General features: G+C 60.6%; 14 protein-coding genes. 6 read left to right on the top strand and 8 right to left on the bottom strand.

The window, feature by feature from the left end; translation table 11 throughout:
- Positions 1 to 177: 177 nt before the first annotated feature.
- Positions 178 to 2,541 carry a phosphoenolpyruvate synthase gene (ppsA, locus tag WD430_RS19860; RefSeq protein ID WP_339105860.1) on the top strand — a complete coding sequence of 788 codons (2,364 nt, stop codon included), beginning with the start codon at positions 178 to 180 and terminating at the stop codon, positions 2,539 to 2,541.
- Between the two features lie 60 nt (positions 2,542 to 2,601).
- Here ppsA and ppc read toward each other — a convergent pair whose 3' ends face one another.
- From ppc to WD430_RS19845, 3 genes are all read right to left on the bottom strand, one after another.
- On the bottom strand, positions 2,602 to 5,292 hold the full coding sequence (gene ppc / locus WD430_RS19855) for a phosphoenolpyruvate carboxylase (RefSeq protein WP_339105859.1): 2,691 nt from the start codon (positions 5,290 to 5,292) through the stop codon (positions 2,602 to 2,604).
- A 219-nt stretch (positions 5,293 to 5,511) separates the two neighbouring features.
- Positions 5,512 to 6,504 (bottom strand): proline racemase family protein, encoded by a 993-nt coding sequence (locus tag WD430_RS19850; RefSeq protein ID WP_339105858.1) that lies wholly within the window; start codon positions 6,502 to 6,504, stop codon positions 5,512 to 5,514.
- A gap of 213 nt (positions 6,505 to 6,717) precedes the next feature.
- On the bottom strand, positions 6,718 to 8,211 hold the full coding sequence (locus tag WD430_RS19845) for a sodium/proline symporter (RefSeq protein ID WP_339105857.1): 1,494 nt from the start codon (positions 8,209 to 8,211) through the stop codon (positions 6,718 to 6,720).
- 870 nt (positions 8,212 to 9,081) lie between these two features.
- Here WD430_RS19845 and WD430_RS19840 point away from each other — a divergent pair.
- The 5 genes from WD430_RS19840 to WD430_RS19820 all read left to right on the top strand — a co-directional run bounded on the left by WD430_RS19840 (position 9,082) and on the right by WD430_RS19820 (position 16,484).
- Positions 9,082 to 9,870 (top strand): electron transfer flavoprotein subunit beta/FixA family protein, encoded by a 789-nt coding sequence (locus tag WD430_RS19840; protein ID WP_339105856.1) that lies wholly within the window; start codon positions 9,082 to 9,084, stop codon positions 9,868 to 9,870.
- Entirely contained in the window at positions 9,867 to 10,820 is a 954-nt protein-coding gene (locus tag WD430_RS19835) for an electron transfer flavoprotein subunit alpha/FixB family protein (protein ID WP_339105855.1), read from the top strand. The genes WD430_RS19840 and WD430_RS19835 overlap by 4 nt, the downstream gene beginning before the upstream one ends.
- A gap of 243 nt (positions 10,821 to 11,063) precedes the next feature.
- A complete protein-coding gene (locus WD430_RS19830) occupies positions 11,064 to 13,277 on the top strand; it encodes a (Fe-S)-binding protein (protein ID WP_339105854.1) in 2,214 nt (737 codons plus the stop codon).
- 842 nt (positions 13,278 to 14,119) lie between these two features.
- Positions 14,120 to 14,428, top strand: a complete 309-nt coding sequence (locus WD430_RS19825; RefSeq protein WP_339105853.1) for a hypothetical protein — start codon at positions 14,120 to 14,122, stop codon at positions 14,426 to 14,428.
- A gap of 823 nt (positions 14,429 to 15,251) precedes the next feature.
- Complete coding sequence (locus WD430_RS19820; RefSeq protein WP_339105852.1) at positions 15,252 to 16,484, top strand: orc1/cdc6 family replication initiation protein; 1,233 nt, start codon at positions 15,252 to 15,254, stop codon at positions 16,482 to 16,484.
- 398 nt (positions 16,485 to 16,882) lie between these two features.
- On the opposite strand, the gene WD430_RS19815 is transcribed toward WD430_RS19820, so the two are convergent.
- From WD430_RS19815 to WD430_RS19795, 5 genes are all read right to left on the bottom strand, one after another.
- Complete coding sequence (locus WD430_RS19815) at positions 16,883 to 17,719, bottom strand: RNA ligase family protein (RefSeq protein ID WP_339105851.1); 837 nt, start codon at positions 17,717 to 17,719, stop codon at positions 16,883 to 16,885.
- A 119-nt stretch (positions 17,720 to 17,838) separates the two neighbouring features.
- Positions 17,839 to 19,014 carry an MFS transporter gene (locus WD430_RS19810; RefSeq protein ID WP_339105850.1) on the bottom strand — a complete coding sequence of 392 codons (1,176 nt, stop codon included), beginning with the start codon at positions 19,012 to 19,014 and terminating at the stop codon, positions 17,839 to 17,841.
- Positions 19,015 to 19,505: 491 nt separating this feature from the next.
- Complete coding sequence (locus tag WD430_RS19805) at positions 19,506 to 20,144, bottom strand: bifunctional 4-hydroxy-2-oxoglutarate aldolase/2-dehydro-3-deoxy-phosphogluconate aldolase (protein WP_339105849.1); 639 nt, start codon at positions 20,142 to 20,144, stop codon at positions 19,506 to 19,508.
- Between the two features lie 65 nt (positions 20,145 to 20,209).
- A complete protein-coding gene (gene kdgK1 / locus WD430_RS19800) occupies positions 20,210 to 21,175 on the bottom strand; it encodes a bifunctional 2-dehydro-3-deoxygluconokinase/2-dehydro-3-deoxygalactonokinase (protein ID WP_339105848.1) in 966 nt (321 codons plus the stop codon).
- 302 nt (positions 21,176 to 21,477) lie between these two features.
- Complete coding sequence (locus WD430_RS19795) at positions 21,478 to 26,307, bottom strand: glycoside hydrolase family 2 TIM barrel-domain containing protein (RefSeq protein WP_339106157.1); 4,830 nt, start codon at positions 26,305 to 26,307, stop codon at positions 21,478 to 21,480.
- Positions 26,308 to 26,355 lie beyond the last annotated feature (48 nt).

The following is a 26,355-nucleotide window of genomic DNA, read 5'->3' as shown; positions in this document are numbered from 1 at the left end:
ATCGTATCTACCATCTCGTCTCAGTTGAGTTGAGCGTCGCTTCCGGTTCTGCCTTGCGGATCGATTCGGTATTTGGCTCCGTTGTTTCCGACTCGTCAAACGAGGAACCGGACGACCAGTTGCTGTATAGTGATTAGGAAGATACTTTGCTGATTACAGTGTTATACGGTAACAGAGATGTCCGTACTCTGGTTAGATGAGATTAGTGCTGGTGATCTCGAGAAGGTCGGCGGCAAAGGAGCCTCCCTGGGTGAGCTGACGGGTGCTGGGCTGCCCGTACCCCCGGGATTCGTCGTAACCGCCGGGACCTATCGATCGTTCATCGAAGAAGCCGAAATCGACGAGGAACTGTTCGCCGCGGTCGACGTCGACGTCGACGACTCGTCGGCGCTGGCCGACGCCGCCGACCGCGCCCAGGAACTCATCCTCGAGACGCCGTTCCCCGACGAACTGCGCGAGGAAATCCTCGAGTCCTACCGACAGGTCGGCGACGGGGAGGCGTTCGTCGCGGTGCGGTCGTCGGCGACGGCCGAGGACCTGCCCGACGCCTCCTTCGCCGGACAGCAGGAGACGTTCCTCAACGTCACCGAGGAGGCGCTGCTCGATCGCGTCCGGGAGTGCTGGGCCTCGCTGTTCACCCAGCGGGCGATCTACTACCGCCAGGAGCAGGGCTTCGACCACTCAGCCGTGAACATCGCGGTCGTCGTCCAACAGATGGTCGACGCCGAGAAGTCCGGCGTGATGTTCACGAGCCATCCCTCGACGGGCGATCCGACGATGATCATCGAGGCCGCCTGGGGACTGGGCGAGGCTGTCGTCTCCGGAGCCGTCTCCCCGGACAACTACGTCGTCGAGCGCGAGGACCGAGCGATCGACGTCACCGTCGCCGAGAAGAAGGTGATGCACGAAAAGGACGAAGAGACCGGCGAGACCGTCGAGAGCGAGGTCCCACAGGACAAGCGCAACCAGCGAGTGCTCAGCGACGACGAGATCGGCGCCCTGATGGATCTCGGCGAGCGCGTCGAGGACCACTACGACGAACCCCAGGACGTCGAGTGGGCCATCGTCGAGGGCGACGTCTACATGCTCCAGTCCCGCCCGATCACCACCATCGACGAGGACTCCAGCGACGGTGGGGCTACCACCACCGAGGCGACCAGCGGCGTCGATACCTCGAAGGGACTGACCGACGGCAGCGGCGGCGTCCAGGCTACCGAAGGCGGCAGCAGCGCCGGCTCGAGCGGGAGTTCGGGTGCCTCCGGCGAGGTCATCGTCGACGGCCTGGGCTCGAGTCCGGGCACCGTCAGCGGTCCGGCCCGAATCGTCACGAAACTCGACGATCTGGCCAAGGTCGGCGAGGGAGACGTCATCGTCACCGAGATGACGATGCCAGATATGGTGCCTGCGATGAAGCGGGCGTCGGGAATCATCACCGACGAGGGCGGCATGACCAGCCACGCCGCCATCGTCTCGCGCGAACTGGGCGTTCCCGCCATCGTCGGGACGACCAACGCGACGTCCGTCTTAGAGGACGGGCAGGTCGTCACGCTCGACGGCGACAAGGGCGCCGTGTTGGAGGGCTCTGCGGTCGAACCCGACGAGGAGACCGAGCCCGTCGAGGAGGTCCGCCCGCAGTCGCCGGTCAAGCCCATGACCGCGACCGAAGTCAAGGTCAACGTCTCGATCCCCGAGGCTGCCGAACGCGCGGCGGCGACCGGCGCCGACGGCGTCGGTCTCCTCCGGACCGAGCACATGATCCTCTCGCTGAACCAGACGCCCGCGAAGTTCATCGACGAGAACGGCGAGGATTCCTACATCACGGAGCTCGTCCAGGGAATCCGTGGGGTCGCTGACGAATTCTACCCCCGTCCCGTCCGCGTCCGAACGCTGGACGCCCCTACTGACGAGTTCCGCCAGCTCGAGGGCGGCGAGAACGAACCGAAAGAGCACAACCCGATGCTGGGTTACCGCGGCATCCGGCGCTCGCTCGACCGCCCCGACGTCTTCGCCCACGAACTCGAGGCGTTTCGGCGGCTCTACGAACTGGGCTACGATAACGTCGAAATCATGCTCCCGCTGGTCAATGACGCCGAAGACGTCTATCAGGCCAAGGGACTCATGAGAGAGGCCGGTATCGATCCCGAGAAGCGCCGCTGGGGTGCAATGATCGAGACGCCGGCGTCGGCGCTGTCGGTCGAGGAGATGGCCGAGGCGGGTATCGACTTCGCTTCGTTCGGCACCAACGACCTCACCCAGTACACGCTCGCAGTCGACCGCAACAACGAGAACGTTGCTGACCGCTTCGACGAACTCCACCCCGCCGTCCTGCGGCTGCTCGGCGACGTCATCGAGACCTGCCGCGAACACGACGTCGACACGAGCATCTGCGGGCAGGCCGGCTCCAAGCCCGAGATGGTTCAGTACCTCGTCAACGAGGGTATCAGTTCGATCTCGGCCAACATCGACGCCGTCCGCGACGTCCAACACGAGGTCAAGCGCGTCGAACAGAAGCTCCTGCTCGATTCACGTCTGAACGAATAGCGCGCTACGCGGGAAGCGGGGAAGTGCGTCTTTCACTGGATCGGTATCGGTGGCTACGACTCACCCCGTGTTCTTCATGCCGGCGGCGACGCCTTTGACCGTCAGCCGGAGGGTTCGTTCCTCGACGTCGGTGCGGTGGTTCTGATCGAGGAGATGGACCTGTAGCAGGTTCAGCGGGTCGACGTAGGGGTTGCGCCGCTCGAGATTCTCGCCGAGCCAGTCGCGGGTGTGGAGATCCTCGCGCCGGGCGATCTCGGTCACCAACTCCGTCGCCCGCTGGTACTCGTCACAGACACGCGGGAAGAACCGCTCGCGGAGGTCGGACTCCGCCAGACCGGCGTACTGTTCGGCGATCTCGAGTTCGGTGCGAGAGAGCGAGAGGGCGGCGTTATCGAGCGTCGTCCGGAAGAACGGCCACTCGTCGTACATCTCCTGGAGGGTCTCCATCGAGCCGCCGTCGTCCAAGTACGCGTCGATGCCGGCGGCGAGGGCGTACCAGCCCGGCAGAATACACCGTGACTGGGTCCAAGAGAACACCCACGGGATCGCCCGGAGGTCCTCGACGGTTCGTTCCCCGCTGCGGGAAGCTGGACGCGAGCCCAAATCGAGGTCCTCGATAACGGTGATCGGTGTCGCCTGCTCGAAGTACCGAACGAACCCCTCGCTCTCGAGGAGGTCGCGGTACTCCCGCCGGGCGACGTCGGCCATGGTCTCCATCGCCTCGAACCACTCCGTGGGGATGTCCTCTTCGGGCCGGTCTATCGCCTGCTTTCGCGCCCGGAGCTGGGCGTTGAGCATCTGCTCGATGTTGCGCTCGGCGATACGGGGATTACCGTACTTCTCGGCGATCGCTTCGCCCTGTTCGGTGAACTTGACCTGACCGGTGATCGTGTTGTTGGGCAGCGCGAGCAGCGCCTCGTTCATCGGGCCGCCGCCGCGGGAGATCGAGCCGCCGCGGCCGTGGAACAGCCGCATCTGGACGTCGTAATCGTCGCAGATCTCGCCCAGCCGGCGCTGGTTCTTGAACAGCGACCAGTTAGCCGCCAGATAGCCGTTCTCCTTGTTCGAGTCCGAGTAGCCCAGCATGATCTCCTGGGTCTGCCCGCGGGCCTCGAGCGCTTGGCTGTAGGCTTCGTTCTCGAAGAGCGTGCCCATGATTCGACGGGCTCCCGAGAGGGCGTACTCGGTCTCGAGCAGGGGGACGATGTCGATTCCGGAGTGTTCGGGCAGGGAGACGACGCCGGCCTGATCCGCGAGGAACAGCACCTCGAGGACGTGGCTGGGCTCGTCAGTCATCGAGATGGCGTAGGTGTCGATGGCCTCGACGCCGTACTCGGTCTGCCAGTCTCCGAGGCTGTCGAACAACTCGAGCACTCGCGCCGAGTCGTCGGACAGTCCCTCGGTCTCGCTGAGGTCGATGAGGGGATCGTCCTGCAGGACTGCGTCAGTCAGCAGTTCGACGCGTTCGTCCTCCGAGAGCGACGTGTAGTCAATTCCCTCGCGCTCGAGGGCTTCGGCGATGGCGTCGGTGTGTTTCTGCTGGTGTTCGCGCAGATCGAGGCTGGCCAGCGAGAAGCCGAAGGTGGCGACCTGTCGGCGGATCGGATCGACGTGGGCCTCGACGACGCTCTCACTGCCGTTGTTCTGTAGGCTCTGGGCGATGACCGCGAGGTCATCGAGCAGTTCCTCGACGTCGTCGTAGCCGCCGGGCCGAACGTCGCCGACGCGGTCGAGGCGCTCGCGCATGAGTTTGAGTTTCTGACGGTAGGGCTCTCCCGGGTATCGCTCCTCGGCCGTGCGGGCGCTTCCCGGCAGCCGCTCGCGATCCTCTTCGAGGGACGCCTCGAACTCGGTGCCCGTGTTAATACGGTTGCCGTCCTGACTCAACACGCCCGAGAGCCGTTTGAGCTCGTCGCGGTACTTCTCGAGGATGATCTCGCGCTGGCGTTCGAGCGTGGTGGCGGTCACCTCGGGCGTGACGTAGGGATTCCCGTCGCGGTCACTGCCCGCCCACGAACGGAACTCGAACAGTTTCGGAATCTCGAGGTCGCCGTCGATCTCCGCGTCGATTGCATCGTCGAGTTCGTCGTAGACCTCGCCGACCACGTCGAACAGCGTGTTCTCAAGGTACCACTGGACGTTGCGCGCCTCGTCTTCGGGTTCGGGCTGACGGTTGCGCACCTGCGGCGTCTGCCAGAGACTCGTCACTTCCGCGTCGATGTCCCGCCAGACCTGTTCCTCCTCCTTCTCGGTCAACAGCCGTTCGTCTAAGGTCTCGAGGGACGTCGCGATAGAGCGAAGTTTGGACTTCACGGTCTTGCGCCGGGCTTCAGTCGGATGGGCCGTAAACGTCGGCTCGATAAGGACGTCGTCGAGGATCCGCTCGACGGTCTCAGCGTCGCTCTCGCTGAGTTCGGCGGCCGCCGTCTCGAGACTGTCCTCGAGCGTTCCCTCGTCGGATTCCGTGCGGATCGTCCGGACCCGCTCGCGCTTCTCCGCGAGGTTGATCAGTTCGAAGTAGGTCGTAAACGCCCGCGCGACGATCCGCTGTTGGTGGGGCGAAAGCCCCTCGAGTCGCGAGATCAGCGGCTCTCGCGACTCGAGATCGGCCGTTCGGTACTCGATCGCCGCTTGTCGGCAGGACTCAACGGTCTCGAACGCCTGGTCCGAAGTCTGGTCGGTCAGAACATCGCCCAGTAGTGCACCGAGCTCTCTGACATCGCGCTGGATTGATCTATTATGCGGACTCATGGCACGTCTTTACACATAGATCGAAACTACGGATAAATTCATCGGTTAGTTATCGAATCACACAGCTGTCTTCTCTTCCCTGGACACAGTGCCGATAACGTCGGTCTAGTCGGGAACAGGACTTCCGCTCGAGAGAGACGAACGTACACACTGTCTGGGAACATCGACGGAGTCGCCGTAAGCGATGGTCTCGAACCCATCGGGAGTGAGAGAAAGTAGCTATATCGTGAATCCGATAAGCGGATCATGTGGGTCTTTGTAGAACGTATGTTCCGCAACGATATATGCAGACCCGGTTACCTGGGGTGTCACCATCTCGACTCCGTTGCTGGTTTCCGTTTCTAAAAGCGTTCCTTCGAATTCAGTTCCAATAACACTTTGATATGGATATGATTCGTCGAGGTCGAGATCGCCATTTTCGTATAGATAGGTCATCTTCGCACATGTTCCGGATCCACAGGGAGACCGATCAATTTGATCTCGGTTACCGTAGATAACGATATTCCGATCCGGATCACCATGTTCATAGAATTCGACTACTGAGACGTCGTGTACTGTCCCCTCGACTGGGTGCTCGATACTCGGCTGCTCGTTCAATTTCCGGCGGATAGCTCCGCCGTATTGTTGAAAGTTGTCGGCTCTTTCGGGAATGATTGGCAAGCCAATATCACTGGCATCGACGAGTGCGAAGAGATTTCCCGAATAGACAAGGTCTACTGGTATTAGTTCCCGTTCAGCTCCTATTTCTACCGGCACTTCTCGTTCTTCAACGTAGAAAGAGTCAACGTTTTCAACGGCGACCTGAGAAACCCGATCGTTTTCCAGGGTCGGACGAGCACGCACAATTCCACAAGGAGTCTCTATCTTGAATACCTCCTGTGGTTCGAGTCGACCGGTCTCAATGAATGCCGTGACGATTCCGATGGTCGCGTGACCACACATATCTACATATCCACCACCGTCCATAAAGAACGTGCCAAAGTCGGCGTCAGGATGGGAGGAATCTACGATAGCCGCCCCGTACATGTCAGCGTGCCCGCGCGGCTCTTGCATAAGAAGCTGGCGTATCTCATCGTGATTTTCAGCGAAGTCTGCACGCTTCTCGCGGATATCGCCATCGTTCACGATCGGCTCGATCTCGTCCGTGATGATGCGAGTCGGTTCCCCGGCAGTGTGTGTCTCGAGAACAGTTATCTCACGCTCAGTATGCATGCTGTGTAAACACATGACGTGCTCATATATATCGTTTGCTCTGGAGGGCTGCTGGACAGAAACCAGGCAATTACCCCGAAGGGGAAGAAGACATTCGCGCAGTACGTCACCAATGGAATCGGTGTTATCGATATGCTCGGTGAGAGTAGGAGGCTGTCCCTCCCCATGGAATCCCGAAGGTCGAAATGAATAGCAAATAAAGTGGTAGTACCACTAATCCTGTGCTGTTGAAGCGCTGACCGGCCGCTCTGTCGGCCCATCTGGCGGCCAGACAAGTGATCCGATAATTCCTGCGGCGAATCCGAGCGGCGGCGCAACGAGCCGAACAGTAACGATAGAGGTCATCCCGAGTGAGATCCACGCGATCGTTGCAGCAGGACCGACAATAAGTGCACAGATGATACCTGCTTTAGAGACGTTATCTCTCCAGAAGAACAGTAGGGTGAACGCCGGACCGAATGCCGAGAACAGCCCGGTTCCGGAGTAGCTAACTAGCATGTACACCAAGTCCTCGGCGGTCAATGCGATAGCCAATCCAGCGGCGCCGACGAAAAGCGTCGCTATCCGGGATATTCGAAGTCGAACTTTCTCGCTGAACTCCCGTTCCTTTGCGATAACCTTGTTGTAGACGTCTTGGGCAGCGGCCGAACTGGCCACGACGAGTTGCGAATCAGCAGTCGACATCATCGCGGCGAGTGCGCCAGCGAGTAGTACACCACCAAGCAGCGCTGGCATATTATTCAAAATCATAAATGGTAATACCATCTCTCGATCCGCCTGCAGAGCTTGTGGCGCACCATAGAGGGCTCGTGCTAGGAGACCGATCAGAACCGCACCGGAAGCGGCCAGCACTGTCCAGAAAGACGCAATGACGACTCCTAATCGGCGGTCCTTCTCATCCCGTAGCGCCATCATCCTCGCAGCGAGATGAGGATAGCCGCCGAGGTAAGTGAAGAACCAGCTCAGGTTCGCACCGAGTAGAACCAAGACTGCTGCACCGCTCGTACCACCGAACCACGACGCTCGATTACCGCCAGAGGCCGCGAGACGCCCCATGAGCGAGAAAGAAGGGTCAGCGGCCACCTGAGCAAATAGTGTTATAGGTAAGATAACGAGCGTGAACACCATAAGTAACGCTTGCAAGGCGTCAGTCCAGACGACTGCGAGAAATCCGCCTGCGAGCGAATATGCGATAATCAGACCTGCGATGATTACTAACCCGGTACGCGGTGCAATTCCGAAGACCTGTTGAAGAATCTTCCCACCAGCGAGGAACTGCGAGCCAACGTACCCCATGTAGAATACGAATGTGATCAACGCCGGAAGAAGGCGTAGAACTGGTGTGTCACCGGGGAATTTCTCGGCCAGTAGACCGGTCGGTGTAACCGCACCCGTTTCTTTTCGTCCCTCCATGAACGGCCGTGAATAGAAGATCCATTGAACAATTGCTCCGATCGCTGAACCAGCCAATACCCAAACAGCTGAGAGTCCCACAGACCACGCCAATCCTGGCATGCCAAGGAGAAGCCACCCTGACATCGCAGAACTTCGTTCCGAGAGCGCCAGTGCCCACCCTGGGAGCTGATCACCCCCCAGGTAGAAGTCTTCCTCTGAATCGACACGCCTTGAGCCCCAATAGCCGATAGCTGCGACTATCAGTAGGTATCCGACTAGTCCGATCGCTGTGTTTGTGCCAGCTTGCACCATGAATCTACGTCTCACAGAGTGGCTTTCTGTGTATTAAAACTAGGCATATTTCAGATTAAATGGTGGAAATACCGTTGGACAGATGCGATTTTGCAACTGGAATGCTGCTAATGGAGTGGGAGTGAAAACACGATACGGAACACCACCAGTAGGCAATTGGTCTTCCTGTCCCCACCCGAGGAACTTGTATATATCAAACTGTCCCGGGAGAATCTCGCTCCGAATTAGCGGAGTGAAACTACCTCCGTTACAATAGTACGGTTGTAATTTCCAATATCGCTCTCAAGATACGATATAGATTCAGGTGGGCTCGCTATTAGACTGACAAATTTCCTCGCAGGACCTTTGACATATACAAATGAAAATGGTATCGAACATGTGGTTCCTCATAGGTAATCTGGAGACTATGAATTAATATCTCTTCTTGGGATATGCTCACACCAGTTTATCAGAATGGATAGAACAGCAAGACGGTCAGTATCCACGGTTTCGGCGCCACGTTTACTGAGAGTTTAAATATTATCGACCATAGGTGACTAGGTATTCTCTAGTCGGGTCAGTTTGAGAAGATGAGGTATCCTTATCGAAATTATCTATGTCACTCGAAGACTTCCTCAGCAAACCGGTCTATACGGTTTAGAGAGATCACGAGCGAAGAAGCGAATAGCGACACCGATATTTTTGCTAAGGGTTCAACAGAGCGTTGCGATGAGAGACGCTTTCCGCAGCAGACAGGAACAGCCGAAGCCACGGATATAGCTGTCAAGCGGCCTCTCGGCTGGCTATACACGTGTGTAGGTGACGTGCGGCGGTTCGGCACAGCCGATTAGATACATATATATATGTGGTTGTAGCTAGCATGCACCTGTAATGAGAGTCCTCGTTACAGCGAAAGAGGTCCTGACTGTTGAAGATAAGTTCGAGGTCGAGGAGACGACAATCGCTGACCAATACCTCAATCGTGATTTGAACGAGTGGGATAGCTACGCCGTCGAAGAGGCTGTCCAGCTCCAAGAAGCTGGAATCGTCGACGAAGTCGTGGCGGTGACGATCGGACCTGAAGAGTGCGAGGAAACGATCCGTCAAGTACTCGCAAAGGGCGCTGACCGCGCCGTCCGCATCTGGGACGACTCGCTCGAGGACGTCGATCTGCTGGACGTCGGCGCGAAGACGGAGATCCTCAGCGCCGTTATCGAGGAGGAAGATCCCGACCTCGTTCTGACAGGCGTTCAGGCCGGCGACGACAGCTTCGGTGCGACGGGCGTCTCCGTCGCTGAGGAAATCGGCTACCAGTGGGGTGCCGTCGTCAACCACCTCGAGCACGACCTCGAGGACGCCGCCTCGGTGCGACGCGAACTCGAGGGCGGGGTCGAGGAGCTGACTGACATCGAGCTCCCGGCCGTGCTGACGATCCAGACGGGGATCAACGAGCCGCGTTACGCCAGCCTGCGGGGTATCCGTCAGGCCCAGCGCAAGGAACTCGACGTCAAGGCGCTCGCCGACCTCGACGTCGACGAGAGCGTCATCGAATCCGAACTCGAGCTGACCGACATGTACGAACCCGAAAGCGAGAGCGACGTGACGACCTGGGAGGGCAGTCCCGAGGAGACCGCAGCCGAATTAGGTGACCTGCTTCGCGACAAGGGGGTGGCACCATGACGGACGTCCTGGCAGTCACGGACCACCGCCGCGGCGAGCTGCGCGACGTCAGCTACGAGATCATCACGGCGGGCCGCCAACTGGCCGACGAGACCGGCGGCGACCTGCATCTGGCGGTCGTCAGCGGCACTGTCAACGAGTTCGCGGAGGAACTCAACCGCGAGGGCGTCGACGCCATCCACACCGTCGACCACGGCAAGGAGTTCAACCACGACGTCTACACGCAGGCGATCACGCAGCTCTACGACGAGCTCGCACCTCAGTACGTGCTGGCGCCCAACAGCGTCAACGGCCTCGACTACGCCCCCGCCGTCGCCACCGAACTCGAATTGCCGATCGTCACCGACACGATCGACCTCGAGACCGACGGTGACACCCTCATCGCCACCCGCGAGATGTACGGTGGGAAGGTCGAAACCACCAACGAACTCGAGGGCAGTGCGGTGGTCACGATCCGCGGTGCCGAGTGGCCCGCTGCGGAGGGCACCGGCGACGCTTCGATCGAGACCTTCGACGCGACGATCGACGAAGACGCGATCGGCTCGACCGTCAACGGCTTCGAGGAGGTCGGCGGCGGCGACGTCGATATCAGCGAAGCGGACGTCCTCGTGAGCGTCGGTCGCGGGATCGAAGAGGAAGAGAACCTCCCGATCATCGAGGAACTCGCGGACGCGCTCGACGCGACAGTATCGTCCTCACGGCCGATCGTCGACAACGGCTGGCTGCCCAAGAACCGGCAGGTCGGCCAGTCCGGAAAGGTCGTCACGCCCGACGTCTACATCGCGATCGGTATCTCCGGCGCGGTTCAGCACGTCGCCGGCATGAAGGGCTCCGATACGATCGTCGCGATTAACACCGACCCCAACGCACCGATCATGGACATCGCTGATTACGCCATCGTCGACGACCTCTTCGACGTCGTCCCCGCGCTCACCGAAGAGTTCCAGTAGGTGAACAGGGGCATCGAACGGTCTGACGTGCACGAGAGCCGCGAAAAACCGCCTGAACGAAGTCCCACGGGTAGCGAGAGTGGGAGAAACGATTTTCGCGATTTGAAACGCAAACCGTTTCATAGTATTTTTGAAATAGCCGTTCTATATGCTATTGGAACACTGATACCGGTCCACTAACGGAATGTAAGCCCTACGACATCTGTAATAAGAGTTAAATTATCCGGCCATGTGCAATAGCATATGAGTGATGTGGCAGTAGCGGCATCAGTTACTCGTGAGACCTATGAGCCGATCGGAAGTACCGAATATGTGATGTTCTACTTACTCGTATCGATCGCGGTTGCTATCTTCGCGATCGGTGTCTACCGTCGGATCGCCCGTTACAGGAAGGGTGACGACGATGAGTTTCCCCGGCTGAACGAGTTAGGCGGACGAATCATCAGTGGGACGAAGGTCGTTCTGACGAACGAGAAGCAGTTCGATCGAGACCTCTACGGGGGACTGATGCACACGTTCGTTTTCTGGGGCTTCCTGACGCTGTTCATTGCGACGTCGATCCTCATGGTCGACGAATACGGCACCCAGCTACTTCTCGGAGAGTCGTTCTGGGTCGGTGACTTCTACCTCGTCTATCAGTTTATGGTCGATGCGATGGGGCTACTGTTCATCGTCGGACTCGGGATGGCGGTGTACCGGCGGTACTGGGTCCAGAATCGGCACCTGATCGGTCGACACACCTCGCTCGAGGACGACCTCTTCATCTGGACGCTCTTCTTGCTGGGCGTCGGTGGGTTCTTCCTCGAGGGCGTCCGCATCCTGGTGAACGAGTTCCCACAACATGAAGTCGTGAGCTTCGTCGGGTGGGGAACGGCACTGGCGCTCGAAGCACTGGGCGTACCGGCCGGTGAGAGCGCTCTCGGAGGCGCCCTCCACTGGATGGCCTGGTGGGGTCACTCGCTGCTCGCGCTCTTTTTCATCGCGTGGATCCCCTACGCCAAGCCGTTCCATATGCTCTCCTCGTTCGTCAACATCGTCGCCCGCGATGAGAAGGCCGGCAAACGGCTACCGAACGTTCCGTCCGATCTCGACGCCACCAACGCCGAATCCATCGACGACTTCACCTGGAAAGAGATCCTCGATCAGGACGCCTGTACCAAGTGCGGTCGCTGTTCGTCGGTCTGTCCCGCTAACGCCGCCGATCGGCCGCTAGATCCGCGTAATGTCATCCTCGATCTGAAGTCGTATCGAGAGAGTCTCGAGGCCGACGGCGAAGAACGACCCATCATCGCCGACGGCGGTGGCGCGAGCGCAGCGAGAGGTACGTCATCGGGCGGTCCGTCCGACGGAAGTACGAGCGTCATCGACACCGAGACGATGGAATCATGTATGGCCTGCATGGCCTGTATGGACGCCTGTCCCGTCGAAATCGAGCATCTCAAAAGTTTCACTCGGCTCAATCGGCAGATGACTGATCAGGGAGACATCGACGCAAGCATGCAGGACGTCTTCCAGAACGTCATGCAAAACGGCAACACGTTCGGAAACTCGCCGCGTAATCGGGGCGACTGGGCCGACGAACTCGCGTTCGACGTGCCCGACGCTCGCGAGGAAGAAGTCGATTACCTCTGGTACGTCGGCGACTTCCCGAGTTACGACGAACGGAACAAGCAGGTCGCCCGCTCGCTGGCGACGATTCTGCAGGAAGCCGACGTCAGCTTCGGGATCCTCTTCGACGACGAGAAATACGATGGCAACGATATCCGACGGGTCGGCGAGGAGTTCCTCTACATCGAACTCGCCGGTCACCACGTCGAGACCTGGGAGGAGTGTGAGTTCGATACGATCATCTGTACCGATCCACACTCCTACAACACGTTCGAGAACGAGTATCCGGAGCTCAACTTCGACGAGTTCGCCGACGATCCGATGATGCCCTTCGAGTACGACGAGCAGTGGAACGAAGACGGCGAGATCGACGTCTACCACTGGACCCAAGCTGTCGAGGAACTCGTGACTGAGGGCAAACTCGAGCTTTCGGGTACCGAACTCGACTACACGGTCACCTACCACGACCCCTGTCATCTCGGCCGATACAACGACGAGTACGAGGCTCCGCGCGAACTTATCAAGGCCACGGGCTGTGAACTCGACGAGATGCCGCGCAACCGCGCGGATTCCTTCTGTTGTGGCGGCGGCGGTGGCGGCCTCTGGATGGACTTCGAGGAAGACCCGAAACCCAGCGAGGAGCGGCTTCGAGAGGCTCTCGAGGACACGGATAACGGTCCCGACGTGGAGAAGTTCGTCGTCGCCTGTCCGATGTGCATGACGATGTACGAGGACGGCCGCAAGACCGGTGGCTACGAGGACGAGATCGAGATCGTCGACGTCGCTGAACTCATCGTTGAGGCCATCAGCAAAGAAGAGAAGACGAAGTCTCCTCTGCAGGTCCGTTAGGAACACCGACTCAATCGCAGTGAACTGCCTCGGTGTCAAGTGGTTCGAGAGAGCAAAGCTCTCTCATCATCACGGAAGACGGTTGGTCTTCCGAACAACCCCGAGGCACTCGGCTGGCTCCGGCTGCAGATTAATACTCAATAGCATCTCGGTAACCTGTCTCTTTCGAATACTAGTCGAGAGTGAAATAGTTCAGTACTGAGTTCAATGGAAAACGGGTCCACGATTGGGTCGACGAATGCGATCGACAGTCAGTGATTGATGAAGATCGAAACCACATCACGCACAACAAAATAGTAGTTCTAGTTGATAAATGCCGCTATTGGCGCGTGATGTCGTTGATCCTCAGACGGGAAAATCCCAATATACGAGGCCATTCGACGACTACAACCGCTTTGATAGAGCGGTTCTTAGAAGTACTCACTGAGAGATATGATTGAGACGGCACTATATTTTCGTCGGTGAAGCAAGATATTTCCGGACTATACTCTCTCGAGTAGGATTCTGATCCCAGTGCGAAATAGGGAGGGTTGAAACGAATACCAACACATAATATATGGAATGATAATCTGAACAACTCATTTTAAAATCATTTCAGAACTCAGAACACTCGATGGACAAATCGAGACACGGAGCCAGTACTGCAGTCCAAAAGACTGAACACGATATCGATGGATAGAGAACCTCCGCAATCACACTCTTGATCCGCAATCTCACCACAGTGATCGAAGGGTATTGACCAGCTACGAGGAATAGCGAAGGCACTAGCAGTTTCTGGTTCCGTGATTCACTGTTCAAAACGAGGCAAGGGACTATTATAGTGGCGCTCGAAGTCGAACGTAATGAGTGAAACTGTCGACGTCTCGCAGCAGTGTGCGTTTCCGTCGGCGATCGACGTCACCGCCGTCTTAGACCGCCTCGAGATCCAGTTTCTGGACGTTCACGAACGTCGCGTAATCGTCATCTTTGCCGGCGCGATTCTCAACCTCGAGTGCCAAGAAGGCGAACTAACTGCGCTCGAGCGGGCAGAAATAACTGTTTACGATCTTCCAGTCAACAGCGGTAGTACGTCCGAAAGCGAGTACGATACAGCGATGGAACTCATCGATGATTTCGTCGATCAACTCCACACAACGTCTCAGTCGATGTAGGCAGTCCTCTCGACTACAGTACTACAGTAGCGCTACTCGGATTCACGCTTCTCGACGTCTACCTACCCCTGAGGCCCGCTAGGCCTGTGTCATTGCAGCTCGTTCTTCGCTCTCCGATTAAGGGCGGAACTTGAAGAGGAGGGGGCATTGAGATCGAACGACACGGGATACACCCACCCCACGTTTCCGACGTATCGAGGCAAGATTCGAACAGTTCCGAGACCGAGACAACGGTAGATGACAGCGGTGAACCCACACCCCCCACGTTTCCGTCGTTTCTTCAAGAGAGAGGGTGGGGGTGTCAGATGTCGGTTTTTCTTGCCGGTTCCAGATTGCGTTTCCTCGTTTTAGATAGCTAGATTAAAGAGGCTAGGTTGACTATAGTCCACTAAGCTAATTTCGTTTATTGGCAAAACGAATGTGTTTCGTTTTGTCGGCTGAAACGGAGGCTGTCTAGAATCCTCCTCTAACTGTTCTAGTTAGTTCGCATAGCCGGATTTCTCGTCCAATAGGTCTGGCTTCTGCGGATTCTCTCTGACAATTCCTCTCAGCACCCTTCCTTCAACTGCACCCAACCCCTCTCATCGAATTACGACGGAAACGTGGGGTGTGGGGGTGACGAAGAGAATCTTCCTCGATCGTCTCTATCGTCCCGCTATCGCCGGTATTCCGATTTACGTCGGAAACTTGGTAATCCTATCATATATCTTATTTCCCCTCTTCAATCTCTATAACCCCCTCTTGCGACTGAATTACGACGGAAACACGGGGTGTGCCCTCCCACTAGTTTTATACCCCCGCCGCTCACATTATGGTCTATCAAATGACGCCTGACTCCTCGTCCGGTTCCGTCGACGATCCACTCTTCGAGTCGGGGCATCGAATCTTCTCGAACAAGGATCTCCTGAAGATCGGTCACGTTCCCGACGCCGACCGGATCGTCGGTCGCGATGAAGAAATCTCGAAGTTGGCGAAGCGTCTGAACGGCGCCGTTCACGGGTACTCTCCGGAAAACGTGATGATTTACGGAAAGACGGGAACGGGAAAATCGTTGGTCTCGAGGCACGTCTGTCAACGCGCGCAAAGTGCGGCTCAAGAGGGGATTACGATCGGAACGGCGTATATCGACTGCGCTGAGGATAACACGGAAACACAGGCGATATCCTCTCTCGCCGCGAAATTAAACGACGAGTCCGTCACCGATATAACCGTCCCGCACACCGGTCTCAGTACGTCGAAATACTATAAACTGCTCTGGAACACGCTCGATGCGCAGTTCGACTCCGCCATCATCATCCTCGACGAGATCGATCTGATGAACGACGATAGTCTTCTCATGAAACTCTCACGAGCCGAGGAGGCGGGGAAAATCGACTGTAGCATCGGTGTCATCGCGATCAGTAACAAAATCCAGTACGTCGACAACACGAACGAACGCGTCAAGAGCAGCTTCCAGCACAAGGAGTTGTTCTTCAAACCCTACGATGCGAACCAGCTTCGAGAGATCATGCTCAACCGCGCGGACGCGTTTCAGGAGGGAGTTCTTTCCGACGATGTGATTCCGCTTTCCGCCGCATTCGCCGCACAAGAGCACGGCGACGCTCGGAAGGCGATCGATATCCTGCGACACGCCGGCGAGGTCGCCTACGAGGACGGCGCCGAGAAAGTTCAGGAGAAACACGTTCGACAGGCCCAGCAACACGCCGAAAAGGATCGCTTTCGGGAACTCGTCAACGGCGCACCGACACAGGCGAAAGCCGCACTGCTCGCGTTGACTGAACTCAGCGTTCATTCCGATGACGACGCCTTCCTCACGAGTCGCGTGTACGACCAGTACGAGCAAATCTGTGACCACCTCGATATGGACGTGCTCTCGGTTCGCCGGTTCCGAGACATTCTGAAGGAGCAGGCGTTCCTCGGTGTCGTCGAAATCGAGAAGATCAACAAGGGGAGCGCAGGCGGGATCCACCTCCAGAATCGATTGATCGAAGACCCGCAAGTCGTTCGCGAGACCATCCTGGAGGATAGCCGAATGCAGAACTGGGAGCAAGACTAAGTTTTCAGATCATCGAACCCAAATATACGACGGAAATCCGGGGTGGGCGTCCGGAAACGACGGAAACGTGGGGGGTCGGAATTTACGACGGAAACGAGGGGTGCGACGAGGGTATCGTTCACTCGGACACGCCGGAAACGACGGAAGCCAGGGGTGGGGGTCCGGGAGGGTCGGAAGTCAGATGGAGGGTGCTCGGAAACGATGGAAGTCTGGGGTGGGGTGTCCGGAAACGACGGAAACGTGGGGGGTGGGGTGGAAACTACGACGGAAGCCAGGGGTGGGGTGCTGCGAGAAACGGGGAACTTCGAACGATCCCGGGGTACTCGGCCTTCTCCGCCTGTAGAATAGCAGCTTCGTCTCTCTGAACGAATGGTTCGGGAGTGACGATACCTCTTCCGTCACTCTTCGAGGAATTGGCGCGTTAGCGCACTGATCTCGGAGCGGAACGTCTTCATGTCGACCGGTTCGTCGGTGTGGTAGAGCTGTCTGTGCTCTTCGCGAACGATATCCTCGAGGACGCGCTCGTAGAGCGTCTCGAACGTTACGGGACGGTCCCGCGCTTCGAGTTCGCTCGAGAGTTTTTCGAACCGCCCTCGGGTCGCATACTCCGCGGCTAGCTCCGCTGCGGATGCGTCGACCGGAACCGTCTCCTCGACCTCGCGAAACGACGGATGCAGGAACTTCGCTCGCTGGCCCCGTTTGTTTCGGACGATAACCCCTTCGGCGGGTCCGTCGTACCACGCAGACCGAGGCACGGAGTACGTGTCGGGATCGAAGTCTCGAGCGCGACGTTCTCGGTCGAACACGTTCACCGATTGGAGACCGAGTCGATCGAAGATTCGCTCGACGGTATCTACCGGATAGAAACGATCCTTTTGAGCGGACCAGACGTCGAAGCCGAGAAACGACGGCGTGCGGTCCCAGTCGTAGTCGATCGTATGCCGGTGCATCGCCTCGCCGAAGAAGACGAGCGCTTCGACGTCGTCGACGGCGTCTCGGAGCGCTTCTCGATCGAGATTCGTTCTCACGTGGCGGACGGCGTGCTGGTACGGCTCCGGGACGGCGTCCGGATCGTCGTAGACGCGGTTCCGGTCGCCGAAGCGAATCAGTCCCGACTCCTGGAGTTGAAAGCGGAACTGCGCCCCGTCGACCTTCTCGATGAGCCACAGATGTCCTTCCTTGAGGAGGCCCTCGGGAGCATCTGCGACTCGTGGTATTGATGGGAATGTCTTCATTCGTTATCGGTCACTGTCGACCAGTTCTTGAACTGTCCATTAGTAGTACCGTTCCATTATCTGTATACTGCACCCCTAATTGTTATCCTGTTGTCGATACTTCCAGGACCTATTACCGCTCAGTCGGCCGTCATTTCAGCTCTCGGAACGTCCGGGGTTCCGGTCCAGTGCCACAGCGTCGCGACGGTCGCGAGGAGAGCGAGCGCAATGCAGACCGTCGACCACAGCGCGCGACCGATCCCGTACGTCTCGGCGAGCAGTCCCACGATGGGCGGGGCGATCGCGAGGCCGGCGTACGTCGCCCCGGTCGTCAGGGCGTTGAGCGGACCGCTGTACTCGGGGGCGGTCTCGACGGCGTAGGCCGCTAGTGTCGGAAAACCGCCGGAGATCGAACCACCGGCGACGAAGACGGCGAGGAACAACACTGGGCCAGTGACGCCTGAGAAAGCGACCGCGAGTGCCGGCACCGCGGGAAGCGTCACCGCGGCTAGCAGTGCGAGATAGGGCACCCGCTCGATAGCGAACGTATACCCGAGGCGTGCGGGCACGTACGCCAGGAGATAGGCCGACAACACGAGATTCGCCGTCGTCGTCCCGTAGAACGTTCCCGCGTAGTAGGCGAGCCACGTGAAGAGGATTCCCTCGAGCGCGCCGACGAAGACCATCCCGGTACAGGCGCCGACGACCGCCGGCCGACGGAACAGCGCCCGCAGATCGGTCCGGGATAGCGATCGCTCCGCGTCCATCGACGGCAACTCGGAGCGGGCCGCGATGGCGGCCGTCGGCAGGAAACACAGCGAGATGACGACGAAGACGGCACGCCAGTCCGCGACCGCTAGCACGCCGGTGACGAGTTGCGGACCGAGAACGGCACCGATAGCCCAGACGAAGGCGTACCCGGTGAACATCCGCCCCCGCCGGTCGGCGTGGAGATGACTCAGCACGACGCGGTCGACGCCGCGAAACACGCCCGCAGCGCCGCCCTGAACGAGCAACGCACCCAGAAAGACGGCATAGCGAGGTGCGACCGCCATCGCGATCAGTGCACAGGCGGTGAGGGTAGTTCCGAGGAACAGCGCTCGCCGGACCCGAATGCGCCCGGCGAGGAGTCCCACGGTGACGACGACCGCGAGGAAGCCGATAGTCCCGGCGGGCGCGACCAGCCCGAGTGCGGCCTCGGAGACGCCGAACGCCGCCTCGAGATTCGAGAGGATCGGGCCGCGAGCCTGCATCGCGATCGCGTCCGCGAAGACGAACAGGAAAATAGCCATCGTCCACGCGCGACGTCGGTTCATACCGACGCTGCCACTGTCGGCGAAAAAAGGATACCGGTATCGGTACTCGGCCCGGAGCGACGCTCAGAGGCCGCACACGCCGACCCCGTTCGCTCGTCCAGGTGGTGGGTAGCGAGGTGGGTGCGACCTCGCGGTCGGCGTCTGTACAACTCTCTACTATTGGAGAATATATAGTAGATCTAATTCTCCTATCTTAGATTCTCAGATAAGATTATATGGTGGCGTTTCTGGAGGACAGCCAGACTCGTGGGAATACCGGCAACAACGGCTAGACGAACGATTTTGCTCTCGGACAGTAGCTGGTAGTGGAGCGGGTCTCCTATGGGCTATCGAATACCTCGAGAGTACGAACAGTACCCCGAAGCGAGAGGTCGTGTATGAATCGAATACGCTCCGATACTCGCTGCCGTAGTGGTTCTTCACGCTCCGTGAAACACGAGTCGAACGAGAGAGGGCTCTTTCCGGAGCGGTTGGCCCCCGAGACCGGAATTTCAGTTTCGGGCGGATTCAACGGCGTCGACCATTCGGCGCGCGTTTTCGGTGATCGTCGCGTACTCCTCGTTCGCGACGGCGTCGTCGTCGACGATCGCACTGCCGGCGCCGACCGCGACGGCTCCCGCCTCAATATACGCCTCCGCGTTCGATGGACCGACGCCGCCGGTCGGGACGAGCGGAATCTGCGAGAGTGGGCCACCGATCGCAGCGACGTGTTCCGGACCGCCGGTTTTCGCCGGGAACACCTTCACGAAGTCGGCGCCCGCTTCGTAGGCTCGCAGTGCTTCGGTCGGCGTGAACGCGCCCGTCGCGATGGGCGTCCCGTAGCGGTTACTTACCTCGATGACGTCGGTGTCGACGGTCGGCGTCACCAGAAACTCCGCACCGGCCAACTGCACGGCCCGCGCCGTTTCCGCGTCCAGGACGGTTCCGGCACCGACGAGGACGTCGTCGAACCGACTCGAGAGCGTATCGATCGTTTCCACGACGTTCTCCGTGTCCGCCGTTACCTCGAGCGCCGTGACACCGCCGTCGGCGACTGCGGAAGCGACATCGATTGCAGCGTCCGGCTCGACGCCTCGAAGAATTCCGATTACACCACTATCCACGATCTGCTCGATCTCTTGTAGACTCATACGGAGTACCGACGGACGGTACCTACTAAATGTCACTGATATTGAGCAGTCCACGGTACGGATACTTACCTGTCGATTTCGGACCCCCCTTCGGCGATGACTGCCTCGACTTCGTCTTCGGTGATCACCGCTAGATCGCCCTTGATCGTTCGTTTCAGCGCTGCTGTCGCCGCTGCCCATGTCAACGCGTCCGCAATAGACGCGTCGCGGACGTACCGCGAGAGGAACGCACCGACGAACGCGTCGCCGGTTCCGATCGGATCGAGCGTTTCGGTGTCGAACGCGGACTGGCTCACGCTCCCGTCGGCGGTGCTCGCGACTGCGCCGTCCGAACCCCGCGTTACGACAACGAGCTCACAGTCGAACCGCGTGCGGAGTTCGTCGGCGATCGCTTCGCCCGTTCCGTCGACGTCGAGAATCGACCGCGCGTCGCGTTCGGGGGCGAACAGCAGATCGACCTTCGGGAGGAACTCCTCGTACGCCGACCGCGCCGTCTCTCGCGACCAGAGTTTACTTCGATAGTTGAGGTCGAAGGCGGTCGTAGTGTCGACGTCCAGCAGTTCGCCGGTCGTGTCGTACAGCGTTTCGGACAGCGCCGGCGTGATGCCCGTGGTAAAGAACACGTCCGACGATCGAATCGCGTCGATCGGCACGTCGTCGGGCTCCGCCGTCGTTATCGCCGCGTCGTGCCGGTCGTAAATGACGTTCGTCCCGCGCGGCTCTCCTCCCTCTTCGATATAGTACGCTCCCTGTCTCCCCTCGTCGCTCCAGGTGACCGCCGGCGTAACGCCGTGCGACCGTACTTCGGTGGTCACGCGCCGACCGAGCGACGTCTCCGGAAGCTTCGATATCCAGACCGCATCGGCGCCGAGGCGACTCGCCGCGATTGCGACGTTGCTCTCGGCACCTGCCGTCCGGAAGTCGAGCGACTCCGCCGTCTCCAGTCGCTCTCCGCGTTCCGGCGACAGCCGGAGCATCGTCTCGCCAAACGTCGTAATCTCGGTCGTCGTCTTATCGGTGAAATCCGTCATACTGGACAGTTTGCAGTTCCCGGCGACGAACATAACTCTGGGGAATTGTTCGGATTCGCTGGTTCCAGTAGTATGATCGCTCCGCAAGCGAGAACCGCTCAGCCACGCCACTGGAGCGCGAGCGCGCCCGTCGAGGCGCTGAGCGGACCCCCTCACGGTAGATCACGAGCACGGCGTCCGCGAACACGCCGACCCCCCTCGTCGATAACCCGATGCACGCTCCGTGCGTCGTGCAACCGCGGTTTACCCGTTCGGCCGGCGGAGAAACGAAAACACGACAGCGCGGCGTCGGCGCCAGGTGCCTACTCGTCGGCGTCGGGTAGCCGTCGGTTCGCCAGCGCCATCGGGTCCGCCTCGTCGGGATCGAACGGCCGGAGTACCACGCTGAATGCGGTCGGCTCGACCTCGACCTGGTAGCGCTCGATCGGGTCGGTCGGCGTCCCGCCGACGCCGGTCACGCGGTGGTCGAGGTTGAACCCGACCGAACCGCGCTCCTCCAGTTCGTACTGGTGCTCGGCTTCGTCGAGGTTTGACCACTGCTCGAGGCTGACGTTCGCGTCCTCGTCGCCGGGTATCCCGAGCAGCGAGACATCGCCGTCCGAGAGCGTCGCCCAGCGCGTCTGAGCCTTGTTACCGTTGTCCGTCGGCGGCAGGTATGGGACGTACTGCTCGTCGACCGCCCCCTCGTAGCGCCCGATCGGGACGCCCCACTTGCGGTCGGGGTAGGTCTCTAACTCGCCGCGGCCGTACCACTCGAACTCCTCGAACCGCTCGGGCAGTTCCAACTGGACACCGACTTTCGGGAGCCAGCCGCTCACCGTGTTGCGCAGTGGCTCGTTCGGATCGGCTTCGACGCTCATCTGCACGTCGCCGCTACCGTAGATCCGGTAGCGGTACTGCGTCTCGAAGCCCATCTCCGTCGACTCGCCTTCCTCGAACTCGTCCAGTTCGTACCACAGCACCGCGCTTTCGGGCGGTTCGTCGAAGCCGGACGAGATCTCGCTCGCCGACAGCGCGCGGTCGTACATCCGGACCTCGTCGATCGTCGTCTCGGTGTACCGGTTCGCGTTCTCCGCGTTGTGACCGACGTGCACCGGGAACGCCGACTGATTGATGCTTGTCGCGTCGTGGCTACTGCTTCCCAGTAGCTCCCCATCCAGGTACAGCTGCAGTTCGTTCTCGGTCGCGACCCCAGTCAGTGTATGCCACTCGTCCTCGGCGAAGTCCGACGGCACCGGCTCGTTGAGCGTGATCCAGGTGTTCTGATAGACGAAGAACTGGAGCTGATTACTGTCGGAGACCTTCAGCGCGTACTGGTGGTCGCCCTTGCTGACGAACGGGTTGTGCGTGCCGTTCGTCGGCAGGCCTTTGAACCGCGCCTGGATCGTGAAGTCCGGCGCACCGAAGTCGACGCTGGCGTCGTTGCCCGCGTTGACGTACTGGGACTCGCCGTCGAGCGCGACGGCCTGACCGCTCTGACCTGAGACGATGTCGGGATCGCCGACGACCTCGCCGTCGTTACCTTCGCCCGAGGCGTCCGGCGTCAGTAGCGGCGGCGGTAGTTCGGTCCCCGCCGTGAAGCCGTCGACTTCGACCTCGACCAGCGAATCGTCGACAGCGCTCGTCTCGACGGACTCGATCGTGTGCGAGAGGTCGTCGAGTCCGGCGTCGTACCAGGTCGTCGCCGGGTTCGATCCCCACGCCTGGATCTCGTTCATGATCGGCGCGCGCCAGGCGTTAAACAGGGGTCCGCGATCGAGCAGTTCGCTGCCGTCGTACTCCATCGAGGAGAGCGTCCCGGCGTCAGCGTCGACGACGTACTCGAAGCCCTCGCCGGAGATTGCGACCTCGACATCGTCCTCGTCGACCGACAGCGACGGCATAGCGTCGAGGCTCTCGGGCGCGGGCTCGGGCGCGTCGACGGGCACCTCCAGTTGCTCGAAGGCGACCTCGTGGCCGGCGTCGGCGTAGTCAGTCTCCTCGGCCAGGGCGAACCTGACCGTCAGGCGGTACTCGACGCCCGGCTCGGGGTCGTCGGGCGCTTCGACGCCGACGTCGATGCGGCGCGTCTCGCCGGGGTCGAGATCGAGGTGGAGCTCGCCCGTTTCGACTGTCTTGTCGTCCGCAGTCAGCTCCCACGACCCCTCGACGGCCTCGAGGGTAGTGAAGTTGAACCGGTTCGAGACGTAGATCTCGCCGTCCTCGACGGCGGCGTCCGCGACACCGACCGGCTGGTGGGCGTGCTTGAGCTGCCACATCTCGGGCTGGGGGTCGCGATCGGACCAGACCAGCCCGTTCAAACAGAACGCCCCGTCGGGGCCGTCGCTGTGGTAGAACTGGAACTCCTGGCCGTCCTCGGTGACGTCGTTGAGGTCCTGGTTGACCCAGTCCCAGATGAAGCCGCCGACGAGGCTCTGATCCCGGATCAGATCTCCGAAGTCGTAGGCGACGACGGCGCCGTCCGTGAGCGTGCCGTCGGCGTCGCCCGCTTCGTCGGCGCTCACAGCGCGGTCGTAGATCCCGACGCCGTCGACGGTGACGCTGACGTCGCCGTCGACGCCGATCCGGACGGGCCCGTCGCCCGCCGGCAGGTCAGAGACCGAGTGGCTCGTCGCGGCGATCTGCTCGCCGTCGACGTAGAGCCGGAGTTCGTCGTCGTCCGCGACGGCGACGACGGTCGTCCAGCCATCGATTCCGCCCTCAGGGAGCGGCGCCGAGGTCGAGTCGGATCCGATCGAGAGCACGAACTCGCCGTCGGACAGTTCCAGCGAGTAGCGGCCCTCGTCGACCAGCGCCGCATCGGCGTCCGCGTCGACGTTCGAGACGGTGGCGCCGACGCTGAAACCGACGTCGACGTCGAGGCTCTCGTCGCGTCGGATCTCGATCGCGTCACCCTCGCCGAGGACGACCGCGCCGTCGGGGTCGCCCGGTTCGTCGTCGGGCCCGGGGATGAGCTCGGGCGAGCCGACGAGCGAACCCGGATTGTCCGAGCCGCTCCGATCGGTCGCCTCTCGGACGGGCGGTTTGATGTACTCGTTCCACATCTCGTGGACCAGCCCCAGGCTGTTGCCCATCGCGTGGTTGTACTCGCCCATCACGACCGGTCGGAGCCCCTCGCCGATGTAGGAGCCGTCGCCGACCGACAGCAGCGTCCCGATGCCGGCGTACCGCGGCCCGAGCATGTCGCTGTACTCGACGTTCCAGCCGCCGCCGTTGGGCTGGTGATAGAGTAACCGGTCCGGCGCGAGCCCTTCCGTCGAGCCGTCGTACGATTCGACGTTGCCGACGCCGCTGACTTCGGAGGTGTCGTCCGGGATGTACTCGTCCGAGTCGGTCGCGAGCGACGCCATGTTCAGGTGCTCGGCGCCGGTGCCGGCCTCGTTACCGGTCGACCAGCTGAAGATCGACGCGTGGTTGCGGTCCCGGAGCACCATCCGGCGGAACTGCTCGACTGCCTGGTCGTGGTAGGCCTCGGTGTGCTCGAGCAGCTCGCCCCACCAGTGGGTCTCGACGCAGACCTCGTCTTGCACGTAGATCCCGTACTCGTCCGCGAGGCGGTACATCGACGGGTCGTTCGGGTAGTGGGAGGTCCGGATCGCGTTGACGTTGAACCGCTGCATCGTCTCGATGTCCTCCCGGACCCGATCTACCGGCACCGTCCGCCCGAAGTCGGGATCGGTCTCGTGGCGGTTCACGCCCTGGATGTCGACCGGCTCGCCGTTGACCAGGACTTCGGCGCCCTGCTGACCACGGGTCGTCTCGTAGGTGCGGAAGCCGACCTTCTCGAGCATCGCCTCGGTCGTCTCGCCACGAGCGTCGACGAGTTCCAGCGCGAGCTGGTAGAGGTTCGGATGCTCAGCCGACCATTTCGCGGGGTCGTCGACGTCGGCCTCGAGAGTGACGACGGCGCCGTCCTCGTCGACGGTCGCGGTCGCCTCGACTGTCGTCACCTTGCGACCGCGCGGCGGGTTGTCGCCCGGGCCGCGGCCGTTCTTTTTCTTCTTGCCGTGGCCCTTCTTTTTCCCATTGCCCTTCGCCGCCGCGTTCTCTTTCCCCTTCCCGCGGGGCGGACCGCGACCCGGCTTCGTTCGATCGGTCTCGTAGAGGTGCGCGCGGACGGTGTACTTCCCCGCCGGAGCGTCGCCGTAGTTCGCGATCTCGGCGTCGATCCGGAGGCGGCCGTCCTCGTAGTCGTCGTCGAGGTCGGTCCGCGCGTAGAAGTCCCGGAGGTGGACCGTCGGCGTCGCGAACAGGTAAACGCTCCTGAAGATGCCGGCGTACCGGAACATGTCGATCGTCTCCAGGGCTTCGCTGTCGCTCCAGCGGTACACCTGCACCGTGACCTCGTGGTCGCCGCCGGCTTCGACGTGGTCGGTGACGTCGAACTCGGCGGGCGTCATCGACCCCGTCCGGAAGCCGACGTACTCGCCGTCGATCCAGACGAAGAAGGCCTGCTTGACGGCCTCGAAGTGGAGGAACATCTGTCGGCCGTCCCAGTCTCTCGGCACCGAGAACGTCCGCCGATAGGTCCCGACGGGGTCGATCCCGTCGTCGCCGACGCCGGGGACGTCGACCGTACCGTCTTCGCTTGGCGTGAGGTCGCCCTCTTGTCCCGGATCGTAGTGTTGCCACGTGATCGAGTTGTTCGCGTAGATTCGCTGGCCGTACCCTTGGGTCTGCCAGACGCCGGGAACGTCGATCGATCCCCAGTCGTCGGCCGCGAGGTCATCGTACGAGTCGGGGAGTTCGGTGGGGGCCTCGTGGAACGCGAACCGCCACTCGCCGTTGAGTAGCCGGACGTACTCGGACTCGGCGAACCGCGACTCGAGTTCCGTGAACGGCTCGTCCGCCTGACGGGCCGCCCGCACCGACCCGTAGGGAACCGCGGTGGTGACGTGAGTCGGCTCGACGTTCTCCGCGACCATTTCGGGGTCTTCTAGGTACGCCGCGAGGTTCGAGATACGGCCGGGGCCGCCCGGTCCATCGGACAGTGCCGCGGCGCCGGACTGGGTGCCGACCCCGGTCACTAGCGCGGCCATCCCGGTCGCCTGCAGGAACTTCCGTCGCGTCGGCGAGAGCCGACCGCGAGGTGTCTGTTCGGTCTCCGTCTCCCGTTTCTGTGAGTCGCTCATGATGATAGTATGATCGCTAGGGCAGCCCACGGCCGGTGTTCACTGAAC

Origin of the sequence: Haloterrigena sp. KLK7 (assembly GCF_037914945.1) — an archaeon.
In the GTDB taxonomy this organism is placed as follows: domain Archaea; phylum Halobacteriota; class Halobacteria; order Halobacteriales; family Natrialbaceae; genus Haloterrigena; species Haloterrigena salinisoli.
This window is presented reverse-complemented; position numbering and strand designations above follow the sequence as displayed.

Bases quoted from the DNA above. Each gene is read 5' to 3' on its own strand.
- WD430_RS19810 (WP_339105850.1), bottom strand. From the start codon at position 19,014: ATGAACCGACGTCGCGCGTGGACGATGGCTATTTTCCTGTTCGTCTTC.
- WD430_RS19850 (WP_339105858.1), bottom strand. From the start codon at position 6,504: ATGCATACTGAGCGTGAGATAACTGTTCTCGAGACACACACTGCCGGG.
- ppc (WP_339105859.1), bottom strand. From the start codon at position 5,292: ATGAGTCCGCATAATAGATCAATCCAGCGCGATGTCAGAGAGCTCGGT.
- WD430_RS19795 (WP_339106157.1), bottom strand. From the start codon at position 26,307: ATGAGCGACTCACAGAAACGGGAGACGGAGACCGAACAGACACCTCGC.
- kdgK1 (WP_339105848.1), bottom strand. From the start codon at position 21,175: ATGACGGATTTCACCGATAAGACGACGACCGAGATTACGACGTTTGGC.
- WD430_RS19830 (WP_339105854.1), top strand. From the start codon at position 11,064: ATGAGTGATGTGGCAGTAGCGGCATCAGTTACTCGTGAGACCTATGAG.
- WD430_RS19840 (WP_339105856.1), top strand. From the start codon at position 9,082: ATGAGAGTCCTCGTTACAGCGAAAGAGGTCCTGACTGTTGAAGATAAG.
- ppsA (WP_339105860.1), top strand. From the start codon at position 178: ATGTCCGTACTCTGGTTAGATGAGATTAGTGCTGGTGATCTCGAGAAG.
- WD430_RS19820 (WP_339105852.1), top strand. From the start codon at position 15,252: ATGACGCCTGACTCCTCGTCCGGTTCCGTCGACGATCCACTCTTCGAG.
- WD430_RS19825 (WP_339105853.1), top strand. From the start codon at position 14,120: ATGAGTGAAACTGTCGACGTCTCGCAGCAGTGTGCGTTTCCGTCGGCG.
- WD430_RS19805 (WP_339105849.1), bottom strand. From the start codon at position 20,144: ATGAGTCTACAAGAGATCGAGCAGATCGTGGATAGTGGTGTAATCGGA.
- WD430_RS19835 (WP_339105855.1), top strand. From the start codon at position 9,867: ATGACGGACGTCCTGGCAGTCACGGACCACCGCCGCGGCGAGCTGCGC.
- WD430_RS19815 (WP_339105851.1), bottom strand. From the start codon at position 17,719: ATGAAGACATTCCCATCAATACCACGAGTCGCAGATGCTCCCGAGGGC.
- WD430_RS19845 (WP_339105857.1), bottom strand. From the start codon at position 8,211: ATGGTGCAAGCTGGCACAAACACAGCGATCGGACTAGTCGGATACCTA.